The sequence below is a fragment of the Cohnella soli genome (assembly GCF_042655525.1).
GTDB lineage: Bacteria > Bacillota > Bacilli > Paenibacillales > Paenibacillaceae > Cohnella > Cohnella soli.
Map to the genome: position 1 here is coordinate 85,917 of NZ_JBHSMI010000025.1, position 17,482 is coordinate 103,398.

General features: G+C 55.7%; 17 protein-coding genes. 4 read left to right on the forward strand and 13 right to left on the reverse strand.

All coding sequences use genetic code 11. The annotated features are described in order from the left end of the window. Positions 1 to 150: 150 nt before the first annotated feature. The 4 genes from ACFPOF_RS13280 to ACFPOF_RS13295 all read right to left on the reverse strand — a co-directional run bounded on the left by ACFPOF_RS13280 (position 151) and on the right by ACFPOF_RS13295 (position 5,123). Positions 151 to 1,638: a putative amidoligase domain-containing protein gene (locus ACFPOF_RS13280; RefSeq protein ID WP_378133337.1), complete on the reverse strand. Its 1,488-nt coding sequence runs from the start codon at positions 1,636 to 1,638 to the stop codon at positions 151 to 153. A gap of 204 nt (positions 1,639 to 1,842) precedes the next feature. Further along, complete coding sequence (locus ACFPOF_RS13285; RefSeq protein ID WP_378133339.1) at positions 1,843 to 2,406, reverse strand: outer spore coat protein CotE; 564 nt, start codon at positions 2,404 to 2,406, stop codon at positions 1,843 to 1,845. Between the two features lie 139 nt (positions 2,407 to 2,545). Continuing rightward, positions 2,546 to 3,517, reverse strand: coding sequence for an aromatic acid exporter family protein (locus tag ACFPOF_RS13290; protein WP_378133341.1), 972 nt, complete (start codon positions 3,515 to 3,517; stop codon positions 2,546 to 2,548). 70 nt (positions 3,518 to 3,587) lie between these two features. Then, complete coding sequence (locus tag ACFPOF_RS13295) at positions 3,588 to 5,123, reverse strand: carboxypeptidase M32 (RefSeq protein ID WP_378133343.1); 1,536 nt, start codon at positions 5,121 to 5,123, stop codon at positions 3,588 to 3,590. A 130-nt stretch (positions 5,124 to 5,253) separates the two neighbouring features. Between ACFPOF_RS13295 and ACFPOF_RS13300 the strand changes: the two genes are divergently transcribed. Further along, a complete protein-coding gene (locus ACFPOF_RS13300; protein WP_378133345.1) occupies positions 5,254 to 5,598 on the forward strand; it encodes an iron-sulfur cluster biosynthesis family protein in 345 nt (114 codons plus the stop codon). 27 nt (positions 5,599 to 5,625) lie between these two features. Then, positions 5,626 to 6,192, forward strand: a complete 567-nt coding sequence (locus tag ACFPOF_RS13305) for a beta-class carbonic anhydrase (RefSeq protein ID WP_378134389.1) — start codon at positions 5,626 to 5,628, stop codon at positions 6,190 to 6,192. Between the two features lie 73 nt (positions 6,193 to 6,265). Here the strand turns inward: ACFPOF_RS13305 and ACFPOF_RS13310 are convergent, their stop codons facing one another. Further along, entirely contained in the window at positions 6,266 to 6,808 is a 543-nt protein-coding gene (locus tag ACFPOF_RS13310) for a DUF309 domain-containing protein (protein ID WP_378133347.1), read from the reverse strand. Between the two features lie 144 nt (positions 6,809 to 6,952). Here ACFPOF_RS13310 and ACFPOF_RS13315 point away from each other — a divergent pair, with 144 nt between their 5' ends. Beyond that, positions 6,953 to 7,387: a hypothetical protein gene (locus ACFPOF_RS13315; RefSeq protein ID WP_378133349.1), complete on the forward strand. Its 435-nt coding sequence runs from the start codon at positions 6,953 to 6,955 to the stop codon at positions 7,385 to 7,387. Between the two features lie 18 nt (positions 7,388 to 7,405). Then, on the forward strand, positions 7,406 to 7,672 hold the full coding sequence (locus ACFPOF_RS13320; RefSeq protein WP_378133351.1) for a DUF2653 family protein: 267 nt from the start codon (positions 7,406 to 7,408) through the stop codon (positions 7,670 to 7,672). Positions 7,673 to 7,742: 70 nt separating this feature from the next. Here the strand turns inward: ACFPOF_RS13320 and ACFPOF_RS13325 are convergent, their stop codons facing one another. From ACFPOF_RS13325 to ACFPOF_RS13360, 8 genes are all read right to left on the reverse strand, one after another. Further along, on the reverse strand, positions 7,743 to 8,219 hold the full coding sequence (locus ACFPOF_RS13325; RefSeq protein WP_378133353.1) for an RNA polymerase sigma factor: 477 nt from the start codon (positions 8,217 to 8,219) through the stop codon (positions 7,743 to 7,745). Beyond that, positions 8,194 to 9,192, reverse strand: coding sequence for an ABC transporter ATP-binding protein (locus ACFPOF_RS13330; RefSeq protein ID WP_378133355.1), 999 nt, complete (start codon positions 9,190 to 9,192; stop codon positions 8,194 to 8,196). The genes ACFPOF_RS13325 and ACFPOF_RS13330 overlap by 26 nt, the downstream gene beginning before the upstream one ends. Before the next feature lie 29 nt (positions 9,193 to 9,221). Next, positions 9,222 to 12,005: an ABC transporter permease gene (locus tag ACFPOF_RS13335; RefSeq protein WP_378133357.1), complete on the reverse strand. Its 2,784-nt coding sequence runs from the start codon at positions 12,003 to 12,005 to the stop codon at positions 9,222 to 9,224. After that, positions 12,005 to 13,057, reverse strand: a complete 1,053-nt coding sequence (locus ACFPOF_RS13340) for an efflux RND transporter periplasmic adaptor subunit (protein ID WP_378133359.1) — start codon at positions 13,055 to 13,057, stop codon at positions 12,005 to 12,007. Before ACFPOF_RS13340 ends, ACFPOF_RS13335 begins: the two co-directional genes overlap by 1 nt. Next, a complete protein-coding gene (locus ACFPOF_RS13345) occupies positions 13,014 to 13,664 on the reverse strand; it encodes an ABC transporter ATP-binding protein (RefSeq protein ID WP_378133361.1) in 651 nt (216 codons plus the stop codon). Before ACFPOF_RS13345 ends, ACFPOF_RS13340 begins: the two co-directional genes overlap by 44 nt. A gap of 56 nt (positions 13,665 to 13,720) precedes the next feature. Further along, positions 13,721 to 15,202 (reverse strand): ABC transporter substrate-binding protein, encoded by a 1,482-nt coding sequence (locus ACFPOF_RS13350; protein ID WP_378133363.1) that lies wholly within the window; start codon positions 15,200 to 15,202, stop codon positions 13,721 to 13,723. 205 nt (positions 15,203 to 15,407) lie between these two features. After that, entirely contained in the window at positions 15,408 to 16,718 is a 1,311-nt protein-coding gene (locus ACFPOF_RS13355; RefSeq protein ID WP_378133365.1) for a sensor histidine kinase, read from the reverse strand. Further along, positions 16,691 to 17,395 carry a response regulator transcription factor gene (locus ACFPOF_RS13360; RefSeq protein ID WP_378134391.1) on the reverse strand — a complete coding sequence of 235 codons (705 nt, stop codon included), beginning with the start codon at positions 17,393 to 17,395 and terminating at the stop codon, positions 16,691 to 16,693. The genes ACFPOF_RS13355 and ACFPOF_RS13360 overlap by 28 nt, the downstream gene beginning before the upstream one ends. Positions 17,396 to 17,482: the final 87 nt, after the last annotated feature.

Below are 17,482 nucleotides of genomic sequence, written 5' to 3' on the forward strand. Positions count from 1 at the left end.
TCCACAAACGAATACCGCGCAAATTGACCACCCTGTACGCTCCCGCTCTCGAGGCACCCAGCCCACGAATACAAAAAAGTCCTCGCCGCGGTACGCCGCAGGAAGACTATTCTGCAAAAACTCACAACACCTGAAAATGCGAAATGCCGGTCACGAAAACGCAATACGCCATTTACGGCGGAAATCCGTCGATTCGTCCCACCGCCGGCCGGCCGCGATGGCGGCGAATAAATAATCGACCGACTCCTTGTACGCGGTGTAGCCGAACGTCTGCCGAATGCGTGCATATATCCGTTCCGTCGCCTCGAGCAATGCGTTGCGATCGCCAGAGTAGAAGGCATCTCTGTACCGCTCCTCGTCAAGAGGCCGGCCGGCCGCGAGTTCCCGCGAATGCTCCGCAGCGATCTTCGCCAGCGCAAACGCGCCTAGCGTCAGCCTCGGCGAAACGAGCCAGCTCGGCGGCGTCCTGAACTCGAAGCCGCCGTGGGGCTGGCGGCGAACGTCGCCTAGCGCTCCATAACGCGGGCGGCGCCGAGCGGCGGACGCAGGCTCCAACAGGCGCAGCGGCAAAGCGACAGCGTTGTCCAACGCTCGCAACCGCTCACCGGTAAGCGCGACGCCGCTCAAGTGGATATGACCGCCGATCGGCAATCCCGGAACGGGCAACGCTCCCGCCCGCCAGTTCAGCGCTGCGCCTGCTGTTTTCTCCGCAGCTACGACGAGCAACCGGCGCACGTCCGCCGCCAGCTGTCCCGGCTCCGTCGTCGGCCTCGGACGCAATTCGACGAGCGGCCAACGTTTCTCTCCGCGCACGCGCACCGAGTCGCAGCCCGCGTCCGCCTCCGGCCTAAAATAACGCGATGCAGGAACGACTTTGCCTTCTTCCGACAGCAGCACAAATTCGGGGTCCGCGCCGAGTTTCGCCACCGGTCGCTCGCCGGTTTCCGCCTCCCACGCCGCAATGAATTCGTCCAGCCGTTCTTTCCAACGCAATCTGCCTTCTTCGGACAACTTCGGAATCGCTGGCTTTACTGCAGCAACATGTATCCAGCCGCTGTCGGAGACACGAACTTCGACTTGTCCGAAATCAAGGCCAAGCGCATACAGCGTCCTTGTTGCCAGCTTCTCCGCCGGCTTCCATAACGCATGCCCAGGTGGCAAACAATCTAACTCTCCGATTCGCCTCATTTTATTAACATCATTAATCGACGGGGAATCCGATAGCAATCTAGCGATCTCGACTGCATCGAACCCCCATACCGTGACGCGAAGCCGAGTCACTCTGACATCGGCCGGATGTTTTCCTTCGACAAGTGCAGGAATGCCTTCCCTACGGAGCCGCCTTTGCAGTTCTTCATCCGAGAGAGCCGATGTCTCCCTTGCTTTCGCGTTCATGAGCCACGGGGATATCGACAAAGAAGAGTCCGGCGACGACTCAAACAAAGTCGATGTCGACAGCCTTCCTACCGGAACGATGCAATCGTTTGGTCCCGCCACTCCAGAACCGCTCGACCCGTCAAGAAGCGGCAATCCCGCAAGTACCTGAAACGCCCCGCCGCCATCCATTCTACCTGCGTCTGCGGCACCCGCTCCAGTTCCGGAAGACGTCCGAGCATACGCCCATACTTTACCCGTCATGAACGCCGCCCCCGCCTCTTCCCGCTAACGCAAACACGGGAAGGGCCGTCCCGCGTGCGGCGCGCGAACGCCGAAGCCGAATAACCCTTCCCTATGTCCGCCTCTGCTGCATTCAGGCTTATCCCGTTGTTCCGGCAGGGCACCCGCCCTCGACAATCGTTCCGCTTCTGCATAGACTTAAGTACCGGTCGATGACCGAACCGATCACAAATCGTCTTCCAGTAAATCGGAATCCAGATCCTCGAAATCTCCGTCGTCGCCGAGGCTGAAATCGGCCGATTTGCCATCGTCGTCGCTGCCGTTAGGGTCGACGATAACGCATACTTTCGTTTCCGCAACCATTTCGACGGCGAATTCCCGTTCGACGCGAATGTGCACGGAAGTTCCGCCCGATCCGATCGTCGCTTCCACGCAGTTGGGTTCCTGCGTCGCATCCGCAGACACCTCTTCCGTACTCGCGCGATGTTTTGGATCTACATACGACAAATTCACGCGCTCCACATAGGAGATCGTCTCTTTGGCGACGTCGGTTTGCGAGTTTTTGCTGTACGAATACCAGATGTTAATATCGTAAGACCCGATTACTTCGATTCCGTCTCCCGATTTCACCGCTTCATACTGATGATTGATGATCCACGCGCCCAGAATGCTGGTCGGGTGGTGCGGCGGCGTTACGGTGTGGGTAATCGTCGAGAACTTACGGCCTTTGCCGCAAACTGCCTTCGTGATGATTTCCCTGCGCTGCAGCCGTTTATCCGCAATAGCCATTTCGGTAGACCTCCTCCATACGATCAAGTCACTTAAAGTCTATGCAGGACATTCGTCTAGAGTGACAAAAATGTATTCGCGCAGCCCGCAACCGTTACCGGTCACCGTCAAAAACGGTCGCCGGGATAGACTTTACGTTTCATTGTATGATCGCTTGGGCAGAAGTTGACTTCCGTTTTTTAGAGCGGCCCGCAATATTCAGAAATCTTCGAAGCTCTCGCGAAAGCTGAAAGAGTGCCGCGCGGATTTCGAACTCGTCTCGTGTTGCCGGAAGCGGCATGCCTTTGAAGCTGGATTCAAGACGATCGAGCATCCGTTCCGTCTCGCCCTCGTAATAATCCGACTTAACGTCATCCGTCAACCGATCGAACAACACGGATAGTTGCTCAGCTTGGGGCACACGGCTCGAGACGAAAGCAATCGACTCCATCATTAACCCGATGGATTCAAATTGTTGCCGCCTCATTTCGAAATAAAGCTGCCAAGGTTCATCCTGTGGAATGAGTCGATTTTCCCGTGCACGCCTGGCGACTTCGATGCCTTGTTCGATCGCTTTCTCCGCATACAGCATCTCTTCACCGCTCCACACCACGCCGGGGTCGCGTAAATGCTCGGAAAGTCTGCGAAAAATCGCCGAGAAGCTTTCTTCCGTCCGGACACGAAGCGTGGTCAGCGTCTCTTGTTCACGCGGCATGTACGCCAAGTTAAACAACGTCGCAGAACCGAGACCGAGTACCAGCAATTCAAGCTCGGTCAGGAGTGCGTACTTCGTCACTTCTCCAGCAGCGAACAGGTGAAAGACGATGACGGAACCGGTAATGATGCCGTCCTTTAACCCCGTTCGCGCCAAAATCGGATACGCAAGCAAGATGTAAATCGCCAGCACCCAGATATGAAAGCCGATAAATTCAAATAACGCCGAAGCAAACAGCAGACCGAACATGGACGCACCGAAGCGCGCCAACACGGCCCGTATACCGCGCCAACGCGTCGTATCGACGCCCATGATCGCCAATATGCCCGCAGAGAGCGGATTGGCGACACCCAGCATATGGGCGGCGTAGATCGCAACAAGCGCCGCGACCGCGGTTTTGATCACTCGGATTCCCATCGACGGCTAAGCTCCTATTCCAGGGTGTGTCTGAATACTCCGAGGGGAGCAGATTTTGCCGAGCGGGTTTTCAGACACGCCCTAAACGGTAAATCTCCTTGTACTTGTTCTCCAAGTAATCGCACAGGTACGAGGACTGAAGCGGTTGGCCGCTAATCCGCTCGATCAGTTCCGACGGATTCAGCATTTTGCCGTGTCGATACACTTGTTCGGTCAACCATTCTTTCAGCGGCAGCAATTCGCCTTTCGCGATTTGCGCTTCAAGATCAGGCAGCTTGCGCCGGGCGACGTCCATCATCTGCGCGCCGTACATATTGCCAAGAGAATACGAAGGGAAATAGCCGAACGCGCCGCCGGACCAATGCACGTCTTGGAGCACGCCGTGCGCGTTGTCGGGAGGCGTAACGCCGAGCGCTTCCGTATATTTCCGATTCCATACTTCAGGCAAATCGCGCGGATCTAAATTTTCGTTGAACAGCATCTTCTCGATTTCGTAACGGATCATAATATGAAGGTTATACGTCAACTCGTCCGCCTCGATTCGGATGAGCGAAGGTTCCACAACGTTGATGCCGCGGTAAAAAGCTTCAGGCGTCAACTCGTCGAGCAATCCCGGGAACAGCGCCTTCAAATCCGGCAAATACCGCTGCCAGAACCCGAGGCTGCGTCCGATCATATTTTCCCAAAGACGGGACTGCGACTCGTGAATGCCCATCGACGTGCCGGTACTGAGCGAAGTGCCGTCAAGCTCCCGGCTAATATTCTGCTCATACAGTGCATGACCGCCTTCGTGAATCGTGCCGAACAGCGCGCTTGTCAAATCATCGGACAAGTACCGGGTTGTAATGCGAACGTCGCCCGTGCTCAGCCCCGTTGCGAAAGGATGAACGCTTTCGTCGAGGCGTCCGGCTTCGAAATCGTAACCCATCTGCTTCAAAATCAGCTTGCTGAACGCCTTCTGCGCTTCCTTCTCGAACGTACCGGTCAAAAACGACGTATCGGGTTTGTTCGGCGAATTGGCGATCCGTTCCGCAAGCGGCACAAGACGTTCGCGAAGCTCGCCGAATAGCCGGTCCAGTTCAACCGTCGTTAACCCCGGCTCGTACATGTCGAGCAGCGTGTCATACGGAGTCGCTTTAACGCCCCATAATTCGATGAACTTCCGATTATAATCGATGATTTTCTCCAAATAGGGCACGAAACCTTCGAAATCATTGTTTTCTTTCGCCTCTTCCCATGCCGCTTCCGACTGGGAAGTAAGAACGACGTAATCCCGGTACATGTCCGGCGGAATACGACGGTTGCGGTCATACTCCTTCGCCGTCTCTTCGACGAGCTTACGGTCGATGTCGCTAAGCGTGGATGCTTTGTCCGGTGCGCTCAAAACCGCGAGAAGCTCTCCCATCTCCTCGGAAGTCGACAGCTTAAACGTCTCCGAGGAGAGCGCGCCCACCGCTTGCGAGCGAAGCTCGATTCCCTTGCGCGGCGCTCCCGTTCTCATATCCCAATAGACAAGGCCCAGAATCTCTTCGAATTGTTTGATTTTCCCGGTCAGCTCCCGGAAACGCTCCAATGGCGTTGAGGACGATTGTTGCAGTTGGCTCATAAGAACACGACCTTTCCTTGACTCGCTGTATATTCTCAACTTGATCATAACTTCCGCAAAATTTATAATCAACTTGATTGGTTTATTTTCCGATCGGCAAAAAGCACGAATCGGGGAGGTGCGTGGTGCTATGATCAGCATCGAATGGAGCGACGAAGCAGTTAAAGAGATTCGGGCCAAATATGGCGAGCACGCTACGGTCTGGAAGCTCGTCTCCGACACGGAAGGCTGCGGCTGCGCCATGAACGGCGTACCTGCGCTGTGGGCGATCAAGGAGCCGGTGCCGGGCGATCTTCTTGCTGATAGCAATGCGTTCGACGTCTGGTATGAGCAACGCCACGAAGTTTTTTTCGAGGAACGTCTCCGGTTGACTTATCGGTCGGATATTCGGGCGTTCGCCCTTGTCAGCGACTCGCAAATTTACAGCAATCGGCTTCGGCTGGAAGACCGCAGAACGGCGACCGCCGACGTCTAATTCGCAAGGAGGTTAATGAAAGAGCTTATGCCTAATCTTGAAGAAATCTTGATTCATAACCGTGAATTCGTTCAAAACAAAGAGTACGAGCAGTATAAGACGTCCAAATTTCCGCAGAAAAAGCTCGTCATCGTCACTTGTATGGATACCCGTCTGACCGAGCTTCTACCGAAAGCGCTGAATTTGAAAAACGGCGACGCTAAAATTATTAAAAACGCCGGAGCGATCATAACAGCCCCGTTCGGCAACATTATGCGGAGTATTCTGGTCGCGCTCTATGAGCTTAACGCCCATGAAGTACTTATCATTGGCCATCACGAATGCGGCATGACGGGCATCGACCCGGACGAAGTCGTCTCGCATATGACGGCACGCGGCATTCCGGACGATGTCATTCACACGCTTCGCCACTCCGGCATCAGCCTCAACCGCTGGCTGACCGGTTTCGATAGCGTCAGGGAGAGCGTCGAGAACAGTGTCGAGATCGTCCGCAACCATCCGCTTCTCCCGCCGGGCACGCCTGTTCACGGCCTTATTATCCATCCCGAAACCGGCGAGCTCGAAATGGTCTCGGAAGGCCGGCGGCAAGCGTAAAATCACAATTTAGCTTCAAAACAACGCGACAACGAGGCGCCCTTGGGCGCCTCGTTCGTGTTCCAACCCGGAATTATGAGCGGTCGCTTATTTTGCGTTCGACCGCTTCCTCGCGGGCTCGAACGACTTCCGTCCGGTCACGAGTCAAATGGCGATGTATGACTTCTTCTCCCGCGACCTCGCCGCGTATTCCCCACGTGTAACCGAGCTCCGCGCTGCGGTCGATAGCCGCTTGCTTCAGCGCAGCATCGACGATCGGAAGCTCGATATCGGCGTATGCTGCGTTCGGCTCTGCCCAAGCTCTGGCTGTGGAACGCAGCACCTCCTTCAGCTTTGCCCCGTCCATGCCTAATTTGTCGAACAGTTCTGCATCTGCTTCATGCGCCGCCTTTCCCATCAGCTTCGCGGCGCCCTTCCAATTCCCGCGTCGTGCGTGGTACAAACAAACCGCAATTCTTATTAGCACAAGCCAACTGATACGCTGCGGCGAGCTTGGGTTTTCCTTCCAATATTCTTCCATAATTTCGTGGCATTCAAAATAATCGCGCGAGCCGTAATATTCCGCAAGATATTCGACGTAAGCCCGCGGATAAGACAATACCGTCAACGCTTCCACTCTCCCCGCCTCATCACTGTTCTAAGCATACCGCATTATGATCTGCACGGCACCTTCCAAAGTAAATGAAACCGGCTGAACTGGCCCCCGTATTACTTATCATTACAAAGCACCAAACCCCATTTACAGAAGGAGTTAAGCGTCATGTGGAAAAAAGTATTGCTCATTATGAGTCTCTTCGCCTTTACGGTCGTTGTTAGCACCCCGGTAAACAGCGTCGATGCGAAACCACGTTCATTCAGCTCCGGCAAAAAATCGTTCAACAAAACGCCGGCTCAATCGCACGATAGCATAAGCAAAAGCTCCACAACGAATAAATCTTCCGCATCGGCTACCGGCAACACGACGAAAAAAGGCTTCTTCTCCGGCGGCAGCTTCATGAAAGGCATGATGATCGGCGGTTTGGCCGGCCTCTTGTTCGGCGGAATGTTCGGAACAGGATTTTTCGCCAGCATGCTCGGTTTCCTGGTCAACGCACTTGCGTTGGTAGTCCTGATCTCTGTAGCGCTCGCCGTGTATAACGCCTTTAAGAGACGTCGACAGCAGCCGCGCATGAATGACGGCCCGCGCCGCTGGTAACCTGCGATGAGACTCGGCATGGATCACATTGTCAACGCGGTTTGTCTGCATATGGCTGAAAGGCACGAAGTGCCGGTCGAATCCGTAGAGGTCGAGCTCCTCTACGACGAGGAGCAAGGCTTCGGCGCGGAGGCGTGGGTGCAAGGGCTCAGCCGCCTCCTTATCGAAGCGAATTTAAAAGAAGCGATCGCGCGTTACGTTTTGAGAGAATTCGGCGAAAGAGTATTCCCTTCGCAAATCACGCTCGACGTCGAAGAAGAAATGTGGGCGGACATCGCCAGGTGAACGAACGAGAGGCTATCCCAGTCGAAGTCATTCGACCAGGGATAGCCTCTTTCCCTTCCAAGCGATCGCTCTACAGCCATCTCGCCAATTGCGTCCATCCTCGCCGGATGAACGACTTCACCGTATTCTCGGAACATCCGAGCGCGCGGGCGATTTCACCGTAACCGCGCCCGTCGTATACCCGCATCTGAATCGCTGTTCGCATCGACGGCTTGAAGCGCAGCAGCAATGAACGGAAATGCCGATCGAGCTCCCGGTCAAGCACCTCTTGCTCGGGACCCGGACGGCCTTCGGGAGCACGATCGTCCAGCTGCGTCCATACGACTCTTTGTCTGCGGCGCCAACGATCGACGAACAACCGGTACCCGGTCAAATTCAACCATTCCCTCGGATGATCAGGCACGCGCCCTTGCTCGCACAGCTTGAGGAAGGCGTCCTGCACCAAGTCATTCGCTTCCTCACGATCGCGCGTCAACTTATACATGAACCGGCTTAACGAAATCGCGTAAGCGGCGTAGACCTCATCCAGACCGCCTGCTTTCTCCACTTCCACTCACTCCCCCGTCTTCGGTGTGCGAGCGTTCCTCTCGACCGAAGCCCTCTCGGCTCTCGGTCGGCACGCCCGGCGGTCCGATCGTCACGATCGTGCCGTCGAACGAGAGAACAACTTTGCCTTCCACGTTCATCGCCTCCAAATAAGCCTGCGGAATTTGCAGCCGTCCGACCCGATCGACGACGACGAATTCCTCGTGGCGTGCGCCGAATATCGGACGTTCCGTCAGGTCATGAACGATGCCGGAATCCTTGTCGATTCCCGTAATCGCTTCGTTATCCCGTGCAGATTGCCGCATGATCCACTCCGTGCTCGTCAATCCATCCCGGATGGCAACGACGCGGTCGACTTTGTCCGCGACCGAAAGATCATGGGTGACGATGACGATCGTGACGCCGGTTTTCCGGTTGAGCTCCCGGAAAATATCGAGAATCCGTTCTCCCGTCGCGCTGTCTACCGAGCCCGTCGGTTCGTCGGCCAGCAGCAGCCGCGGCCGGTTGGCAAGAGCGATCGCAATGGCGACCCGTTGTTGCTCGCCGCCGCTCAGTTGCGTCAACCGGTTGCCCATCCGGTGCTCGAGACCGACCGCTCGAAGCAATTCCTTTGCGTACGTTCTGTCCGCTTTGCCGCCGATCAGCATCGGCAATTCGACGTTCTGGAGCGCGGTCAAGTACGGAACCAAGTTTCTCGCGTTATTTTGCCAGATGAACCCGACCTCGCTCCGCTTGTAAGTAACGAGTTGATCTTTGGACATCTTAAGCAAATCCCACTTCCCGACGACCGCCTGGCCAGCGGACGGCTTGTCGAGGCCGCCCAAGATGTTGAGCAGCGAAGATTTGCCACTCCCGCTGTTTCCGATGATCGCCATCATCTCGCCTTGCTCGACCGTCAAGTTCAGCCCTTGCAAGGCGACGACTTCGACGTCGTCGGTTTTGAAAATTTTCACCAATCCTTCGCAATGAATCATGACCGAACCTCCCCGGTTTCCGAGTATGCCTACCGCTCCTCGCCCAGCTTCACCGCCTGGGAGATCCGCAAGCGTCTCAACTGCCATGCAAGAGCACATGCTCCCGCGAATAACATGATCCCGGTCGCCGCCCACAGCTTCATCGTATCCGCCGCTTCGAAGACGATCCGGAATGGCGGCACTTGAGGTGAGCCGTCCGCGGAACTTCCCTGGAGAAAAGGGAGATACAACCGACTAGCGGCTTTGCCGATACCAAGCCCCGCCGCTACCGACAATCCTGTCGTGAACAATTGTTCGAGCAACAGCATGCCGGTCAGCTGCGCACGAGAAAGCCCCATCGCCCTCAAGATGCCTAATTGCGCCGATCTCCGGGAAAGAGCGAAAAACCAGAAAATCAAATATCCGAGCAACGACACGAGCAACGACACGAGAAAACCGAGGCTTAATATGCCGAATACGCCACCTTGTGCCGGATGATTTCTGAGCGCAACGACCTGTCCGCGCGCGTCATCTGCCCGCGTGACTGCGATGCCGCGTTCGGCCAATGCGTTCAAGACGGGAGACAGCTTCGCACCCGGCTTCATGTTCAGCCACACTTCGTAAGGGATTTTCTCGATCTGCCTGTACAAATAATCCAAGTTCGCAACGATGAATGGATACTCTTCCGGATATAAGCTCGGCCAGTACGGCACGGTGCCGACGACGACCAAGACGACCGGCTCGTTGCCGTAACCGATCGTCAGGCGCAGGGCATCTCCGGCTTTCAAACCGTATTTTGCGGCGAAAGCTTCGGAGACGAGCGCTGCCTGCTCGGTCGTCCCGAGCGCATCGAGGTAGTCGGACGGGTGCCGCGAGAACAAGTCTTTACGGAATTCCGCCACCTTCGAGAAATCGACGTTGTCGATCCCGATCAGTTGACCCGAGCCCGCCGGCTTGCCGCCGATCTCGATTTTCGCGGTCGATCTCATCACACGTGCGGCTGCCTCCACGCCTTCAAGCCGCGAATACGCCCCGAACGGCGGTTCGTTATAGTACGTTTTGTTCTGGTCTTCCTCATCCTGGACGCCTTCCCAGGCAGTTTGCAGGACGACATCGCTGCCATAGCGATAAGCGATGCGGTCGGACGCGTTGGCGTCCATCGTTCTCGCCGCGGATGAATCGTATACGCCTAATCCGATCGTGAGCACTAGCAAGATCATGAGCGGATAGAAGGTTGACGCCGAGCGCAAGAGCTGCGTCATCGTCAAATGCAAAGTCACCGGCATCCGGTTGCCTGCGACGACCTTCCAAAAGCGCAGTAATAACGGAAACAGGCGCAAGCACGTCAAGCCCGCTGCGAATACGAACAAGGCGGGAAAAACGAAAATCACCGGTTCGATCCTCCCGTCCGTAGGGTCCACAGAAGCGACTCGCCCCGAATCAAGCATGTACCATCCTGCCCCCGACACCGCGAGCAGCGCAACGTCCAATCCGTATCGATGCCATGCTGGCCGCCCGTTCTTGCCGCCGCGTCGCCGCGTATGCTCCACGATAGAAGCTTCGGCGTATTTCCGTACGGGAATCGTCGTCGCCAATGCCGCGATCGAGGTCGCGACGATGCCGAACAACCAAGTCTGGGCGTTCCATCCTACCGGTATCGATCGACGGTTCACGAAAGAGAGAAATCCGCCGGCCGAACCGATCGTCTTGGCCATGAACCACGCCAAGGCAAGTCCGATCAATAACGCCACCGCTCCGAGAATCACCGCTTCGATCGCGTACAATAACACGATCTGTTTCGGGCTGGCGCCTCGGCTATGCAGGACGGCGATGTCGCCTTTCTGTCGTTCCAACGATTGCCGGGCGTTCAGCGTCACGAAATACGTCGCCATCGCCAGGACGGGTGCGGCGAGCGCGAATAACATCGCCTGCAGACGCAAGCTCTGCCGCTTGAAGTCGTAAAGCATATCGAGGAAACTGACGTTCACTTTCGTATTTTCCAACTTCTGATTGATATTAATCTCTAGCCGTCCAAGTTCGCGGATAAGCGGAGATAGATCGCCGATACGAATTTCGCTCAAGTCGAACGCGTAAAACCAGCCCGCCGAATCCAACGATAGCCCGTTATCCTTCAATAACGTTTCCATCGTCTCTTGCCCGACGAGCAACGTCTCCGCTAGCTTTTCTTTGCCGTCGATCGCCAGGTCGGCCGCCGTTTCGTCGTTCAACCGGTACGAACCGACAATCCGAACAATCAAACGCTTTGTGCCGCCTTCGGCTTTCTTAGCGTCGTAATAGAATGTATCGCCGATCTTCCAACCGTTACGGTTCATCGTCTCGCTAAGAACGAGCGCTTCGACGGCGCTTTCCCGCATGCCGTCCCGAGGCATCTTTCCCTCGACGATTCGCATGTCTTCTTTCGGCAAGCTTTGGGAAGCAAGCTCCATTCGCGCCAACCTGCCGACGGAGCTCGCTTCGTCAGAGTGCATTTTCCTCACCGTAGAAGGGGGCAATGCAAACCGGCGCGAGCTCGCTTCGACAGGGAAGGCGATTCGGCCGGGTAGCTCTTCCTCAATCCAACGATTAACCTCCGCCAGTCCTTCCGAATCCGTCTCCCCTCCGCCGGCGGCTTGATATTTCATATACAAGGAAGCAGCAGGCAGCCCTTTCGTCTCTTCACGCAAAGACTCGGCAACGAGTCGCTTGAGCGTCCCGTCCGCATACATCGGAATGCTCATCGAGAATGCGGCGGCAACGGTCAGACCGGCTAAAGTGCTGAGGGTGAACCAGCGGTTTTGCCACATTTTCAGAAAGAGGTAGACAACAACCCGCATTATTTCCCCACGACCTTCTGGCCTTCCGCTAGCCCCTTAATGATTTCGACGTCTGTCGTCGTTCGAACGCCGATCTCCACGTCCACCTCGCCCATGCTGCCGTCCGCGTTTTTGACGACAACGTAATATCGGCTATTCATCTTGCGCAGCGCGGCGACCGGAATCGAGAGTACGTTTTCCCGCCTTTCGACGATGACGGACGCGGACAGCGGCGTCCCGTGCTGCGAACCGGCGGGCATGTCCTTCAAGTCAATCAACGCGTACGAATCAAGAGAGTCCTCTGCCAATCCCTCGGACGTTACAGGAAGCCTCCTCACCGTGCCTTCATGGTCGCCTGCCGCGTTAACGCCGACGATCGCTTTCATTCCCGGAGCGATCGCTTCCAAGTCCGAATTGCCGAATTGTACTGCGACGACGAGCGCGCCCATATCGGCGATCCGTCCTATCTTCTCGAAAGCCTTCGAGACATCGCCGACTTCCGGTGAGAAGCTGACGATTGTTCCGTCGAACGGAGCGACTAGCTTGCCTTCTTGCAGCTCAGTCCGCAATTCGGCCAGTTCTTCCTTCAGCAGTCTGTAATCGAGCTGCTGCTTACGCAGCAGAATCTCGCCTTCTTCGTTATCCGCCCTCATCGCGCTCTTAAGGTCGAGCTCGGCTTTCTCGAGTTCGATTTCCTTGCGTAAAATTTGTTTCTCCGTATCTCCGGTATCGAGGAGCGCCAGCACTTGACCTTTCTTCACCTTATCGCCGGCTTTGGCGCGAACGTCCACATACCGGCGACCGTCTTTCGTCACGAACAGATTTCGTTCTTTCTCGGACATCAATTTGCCTGAACCGCTCGCTTTAAGCTCCAGCGTGCTTCGTTTCACCGGATATTCCGGCTTCTGCGAGATTTTCGGCGCTCGGATCGCTGGCGGCTCCTCCGCCGCTTCTTCCCGCGGCAGAAGCGAACATCCCGTTGCGACGTTCAGGCATGCCGCCGCAAGCAGAAGCAGCGCCAGCTTCTTGTTAGTTCTCCGGAACGATTCGGCCATCGGCCATTCGATACACAATATCCGCCGCCCCCCATAAGCTTGAATCGTGCGTTGTCAAACAGATCGCGATCCTTTCTTCTTCCGCGATTTCCCGGAATGCCGCGATCATGCGTGACGCCATGAGCGAGTCCAGTTCGGCCGTCGGCTCGTCGGCGAGAAGCAGGCGCGGACGGTGGGCGATCGCCTTTGCGATCGCCACCCGCTGCTGTTCTCCGCCGGAAAGCTCGGACGGAAGATGGGACGCCCGTTTCGTTAATCCGACAAGATCGATGCAGCGATCGACCCTGTCTTTCCACTGCGAGCGCGGTACGCCCGCCATTCGCAGGCTTAATTCTACGTTCTCTCTCGCGGTGAGCAGAGGAAGCAGCGCGAACGATTGAAAAATAAAGCCGATCTCCCTGCGTCTGACGACCGTCAGCCGTTTATCGCTCAAACGATGTAGCGGACGTCCAGCGAACAGAACTTCTCCCGCCGTCGGACGATCAAGCCCGCCGAGCAAGTTAAGCAGCGTCGTCTTCCCCGAGCCCGAACGACCGCGAAGCATCGTTAGCCGGCCGGCAAACAGACGCATCTCGATACCGTTCAACACTTCGATTTGCCGACCTCCACTTCGGAAACTTTTCATTACATTGCTTACCTCGAGAAGCGGGGTTTCGGTCACTAAAGCCATTTCTTCGGCCATTACGGCTGTACCGTCTTCGTCTTCGCCTCTGTCAGGAGCGACTGACCTTTCGTCTGTATCAGCTTCAGCGCATCGTCAAGCGTCGCCGCGCCTTCCGTGACCTTCTTGATTTGCTCGCCGGCGACTTGCGCGAAATCTTCGGCGAAGCCCGTAGGGAGTGTCTGCAGCATCGCTTGAGAGTTGGCTTTCAAGGCATAGAACGCATCGATATTCTTGCCTTCCGCTTCGTTCTTGAATGCCGTTCTGGCCGACAGGGAAGGAGACGATTTCGCGCTCGTCTTGGCCAATTGCTCTCCGTTCGCGTACTTCAGGAACTCCCATGCCGCCGACAAGTTCTCCGAAGCCGCGTTGATCGAGAACACGCCGTCCAAGCTCATGCCTCCGGCGACGTCCGGCTGTGACGGGTCTACGGGAACAGTGACGACATCCCAATCGATGTCTTTGATCGGACTGAGCATCGGCTTGGTCGCGCCTTTACCGCCCTCCTTTACCGCGACAGTGCTTCTGACCGCACCGCCCATTTTCGAATTGACTCCCATCATGTTCATGAGCATCGGTCCGTCGATCGTCATCGCCGCTTGTCCGGACATGAATCTCATCGAATCCGGCCCGAACGAGAACGCCTTGCCGCCTCCCGCCGCGCTGATCATCGTGCCTCCCATCCCGCCTCCGCCGGACGACGGCATCGTAAGACTTCCCGTTTTGTAACCGTCGATGATCTCTTGGAAGATCGCTTTCCACTCCGGCGAATCGATTGACACCGTGCCTGCGTCCACGTCTGCATAATTCAGCCCCTTCGCTTCACCGATCGCCCGAACGAGTTCGAACGGATTCGTCGTCTGGGAAGACTGGGATAGCCCGTACAATGCGTCCTCTCCTTCTTTCTTCGAAGGGAAGCGGGACGCAAGCTGCAACACTTCCTCCCAGCTCATCCCGTTCGTCGGGTAAGGAATGCCGTATTTGTCGAATAACCCTTTGTTGTAAAACAGAGCCTGCGTGGAGAAACTCGGACTTAGCCCGAACAGCTTGCCCGAACCGCGCGCCTTCAGCATCTCGATGACCGACGGATGGAATGCCGCGAGATCAAACTTATCTTGCTTGACGACCGCATCCAAATCGTACAGCAGCCCTTTACCCGACAACGCCGCATATTGCTCTTCGGTCAAATACAACGCGTCAGGCTGCCGCTCCGCCATGATCTTCTCCATCTCCGCCACCGGGTCTTCCGCCGAGAATACCGACTCCGTTGAGACGACTTCCAATTCGAGATTCGGGAACATCGCTTGAAAAGCGTTGCCGTACTGCATGTAAAATGCCTGTTCGTTGAAATAAGCGATTTTGAGCGTCCCCTTGGCTTCCCGGTCCAGACTTTCGACCGCCTTTCCATTCCCGCCCGATGACGAGCATGCCGAAATCGCTAACGCAAGCGTCAAGGCTCCTAACCATCCGCTTGATTTTTTGATCTTCGATTTCGTTACCATTTTTCCGATCACCCTTTTTTTCGAGATTTGGTTGGATTCGTTTTGGTTCATTGCCCAGTATGGCGACGGATTTTTAGAAAACCGTTAGAAGAGCTTAACGTTTGCTTAAAATCGGATGAAAACGGAATAAGAAAGCGAGTCGAACAAAAAAATCCCCGCCTCGCAGACGCAGACGAGGACGGGGATTCAGCTTCTATGTTAAGTACTAGAGCGGCAGAGTGATGTAGACGCGAGTACCGTTCGACCGCTTGCTTTCGAGCCGGATTTTGCCGCCGTGGCGTTCGACGACCCACTTGGCGATCGCAAGTCCCAGCCCGGTGCCGCCTTCTTGCCTCGTACGCGATTTGTCTCCTCGGTAAAACCGGTCGAATACGCGCGGCAGATCCTCAGGCGAGATGCCTATGCCGGTATCTTCGATTTCGAGCTGGGCGGAGTGGGCGAATTTGCGGCAGACGACGCGTACGACGCCATCATCAGGCGTGTATTTGATCGCGTTGTCGAGCACGGTGACGAGGAGCTGCTGCAGACGTTCCTCGTCCGCGACCATCGGAATGGGAGACTCTACTTCGGCATGCATGAGTATTCCTTTGATCTCGGCCAGCATTTGCATTTTGCCGACGCACTCCTGGACGATTCGATCAAATTGGACCGGCTTGCGCTCCAGTTCGAGTTGGTTGGAGTCGGACCTTGCCAGCGTCAGCAATCCGCTAACGAGTTTGCTCATTCGCTTGGCTTCTTGAAGAACGTTGGAGATCAGCTTACTGTCTTGCTCGATCGTATGGTCGGGGTGACGGAGCAGCAGCTCCGAATGAACCTGAATGACCGACAACGGCGTTCTAAGCTCATGAGATGCATCGGATACGAACTGTTGCTGCTTTTCCAAGGACAACCGAATCGGAACGAGCGCCCGGTTCGCCAAATAATAGCCGGCCGCCACAGCGACGACGAGTCCGATCAAGCCACCGAACAGCAAAATATTAAATAATCGTTGCAGCATCTCGATCTCCGGGGAGACATTCGTCAGTAACTGCTCGGTCGCGATCTCGTAACTCGAACCGTCCGAGCTGGACAACGTGAATGCGTTCGTCGTCATTGCCCGGTTCAACACGCGATAATATTGCTCACCTACTTTGACCGTTTCCGGCTTTTTCCCGAAATGAGTCGGAAGCAGCTGTTTCAAATGATCTTCGCTAAACTCCGTGCTTCCCATCATCGGAACCGGCAAGTTTTCTTTTGTCCAATAAATTTGAATAATCGGGCGATCCATTTGTCCAACATTAAAGACGACGGCGGATTTCGCTGGAAGAGCCATCGTTCCAGCCACTCCTTCCACGGCAGATAACTTCGGAACAGTCAACGAGGACGTCTTGTCCGTCAGATTCAGAATAGATTTGTCGACCTGCGCGTACAACATTTGCCTCATGACGACGTACACGAACACGTTCAAGGCCACGAGAATGACGGATAAGACAGCAGCGTTGCGAATCGTCAGCTGCGTACGGCTTCGATTGAACATCGGCTCTTCTCCTTCAACATATACCCGACTCCGCGAACAGTATGGATATACCGGTCGCAGTCATGCGGTGCAAGCTTCTTTCGCAGATAATGGACATAAACGTCGACAACGCCGAGGCCAGCCTCCGAATCGATGCCCCATACGCGGTCCAGCAATTGCTCTTTCGTCAAAATTTGCTCCCGGTTCAGGATCAGGCACTCCATCAACTCGAATTCTTTCAGCGTCAACTTCAGCGACTTGCCATTTGCGTATCCTTCCATCAACTGGCATTTGACGGCCAGCCTGCCATAATTGAGTTCGCCGTCCGGAGCTCCCTGCGAAAGTCTCCTCAGCAACACGCGAATGCGGGCGAGCAGTTCCGGCGTCGCAAAGGGCTTGACCAAGTAATCGTCGGCTCCCAAATCCAGTCCTCTCACCCGATCCTCCACGCTGTCTCGAGCCGTTAGTAACAACACAGGTTTCATGCTGCCGCCCGATCTCAATTCCGAAAGAACGGACAAGCCGTTCATGCCCGGAAGATTAACGTCCAACACGATCATATCGTGAACGTCTTGCTCAGCTATGTATAGTCCATCCGGTCCGTTGTCTGCTTCGTCGACCTGATACGCCTCTTCCTTCAACACGGCGACAATCGCGTCGAGCAACGGTCGATCGTCTTCGACCACCAATATTCGCATCGGCTTCTTCCCTTTCATCCGACAGTAGCGGTTCATATTCAGCCAATCTTCAGGTTGGCGCAGTCCCATTCTAACGGATCAACCTTA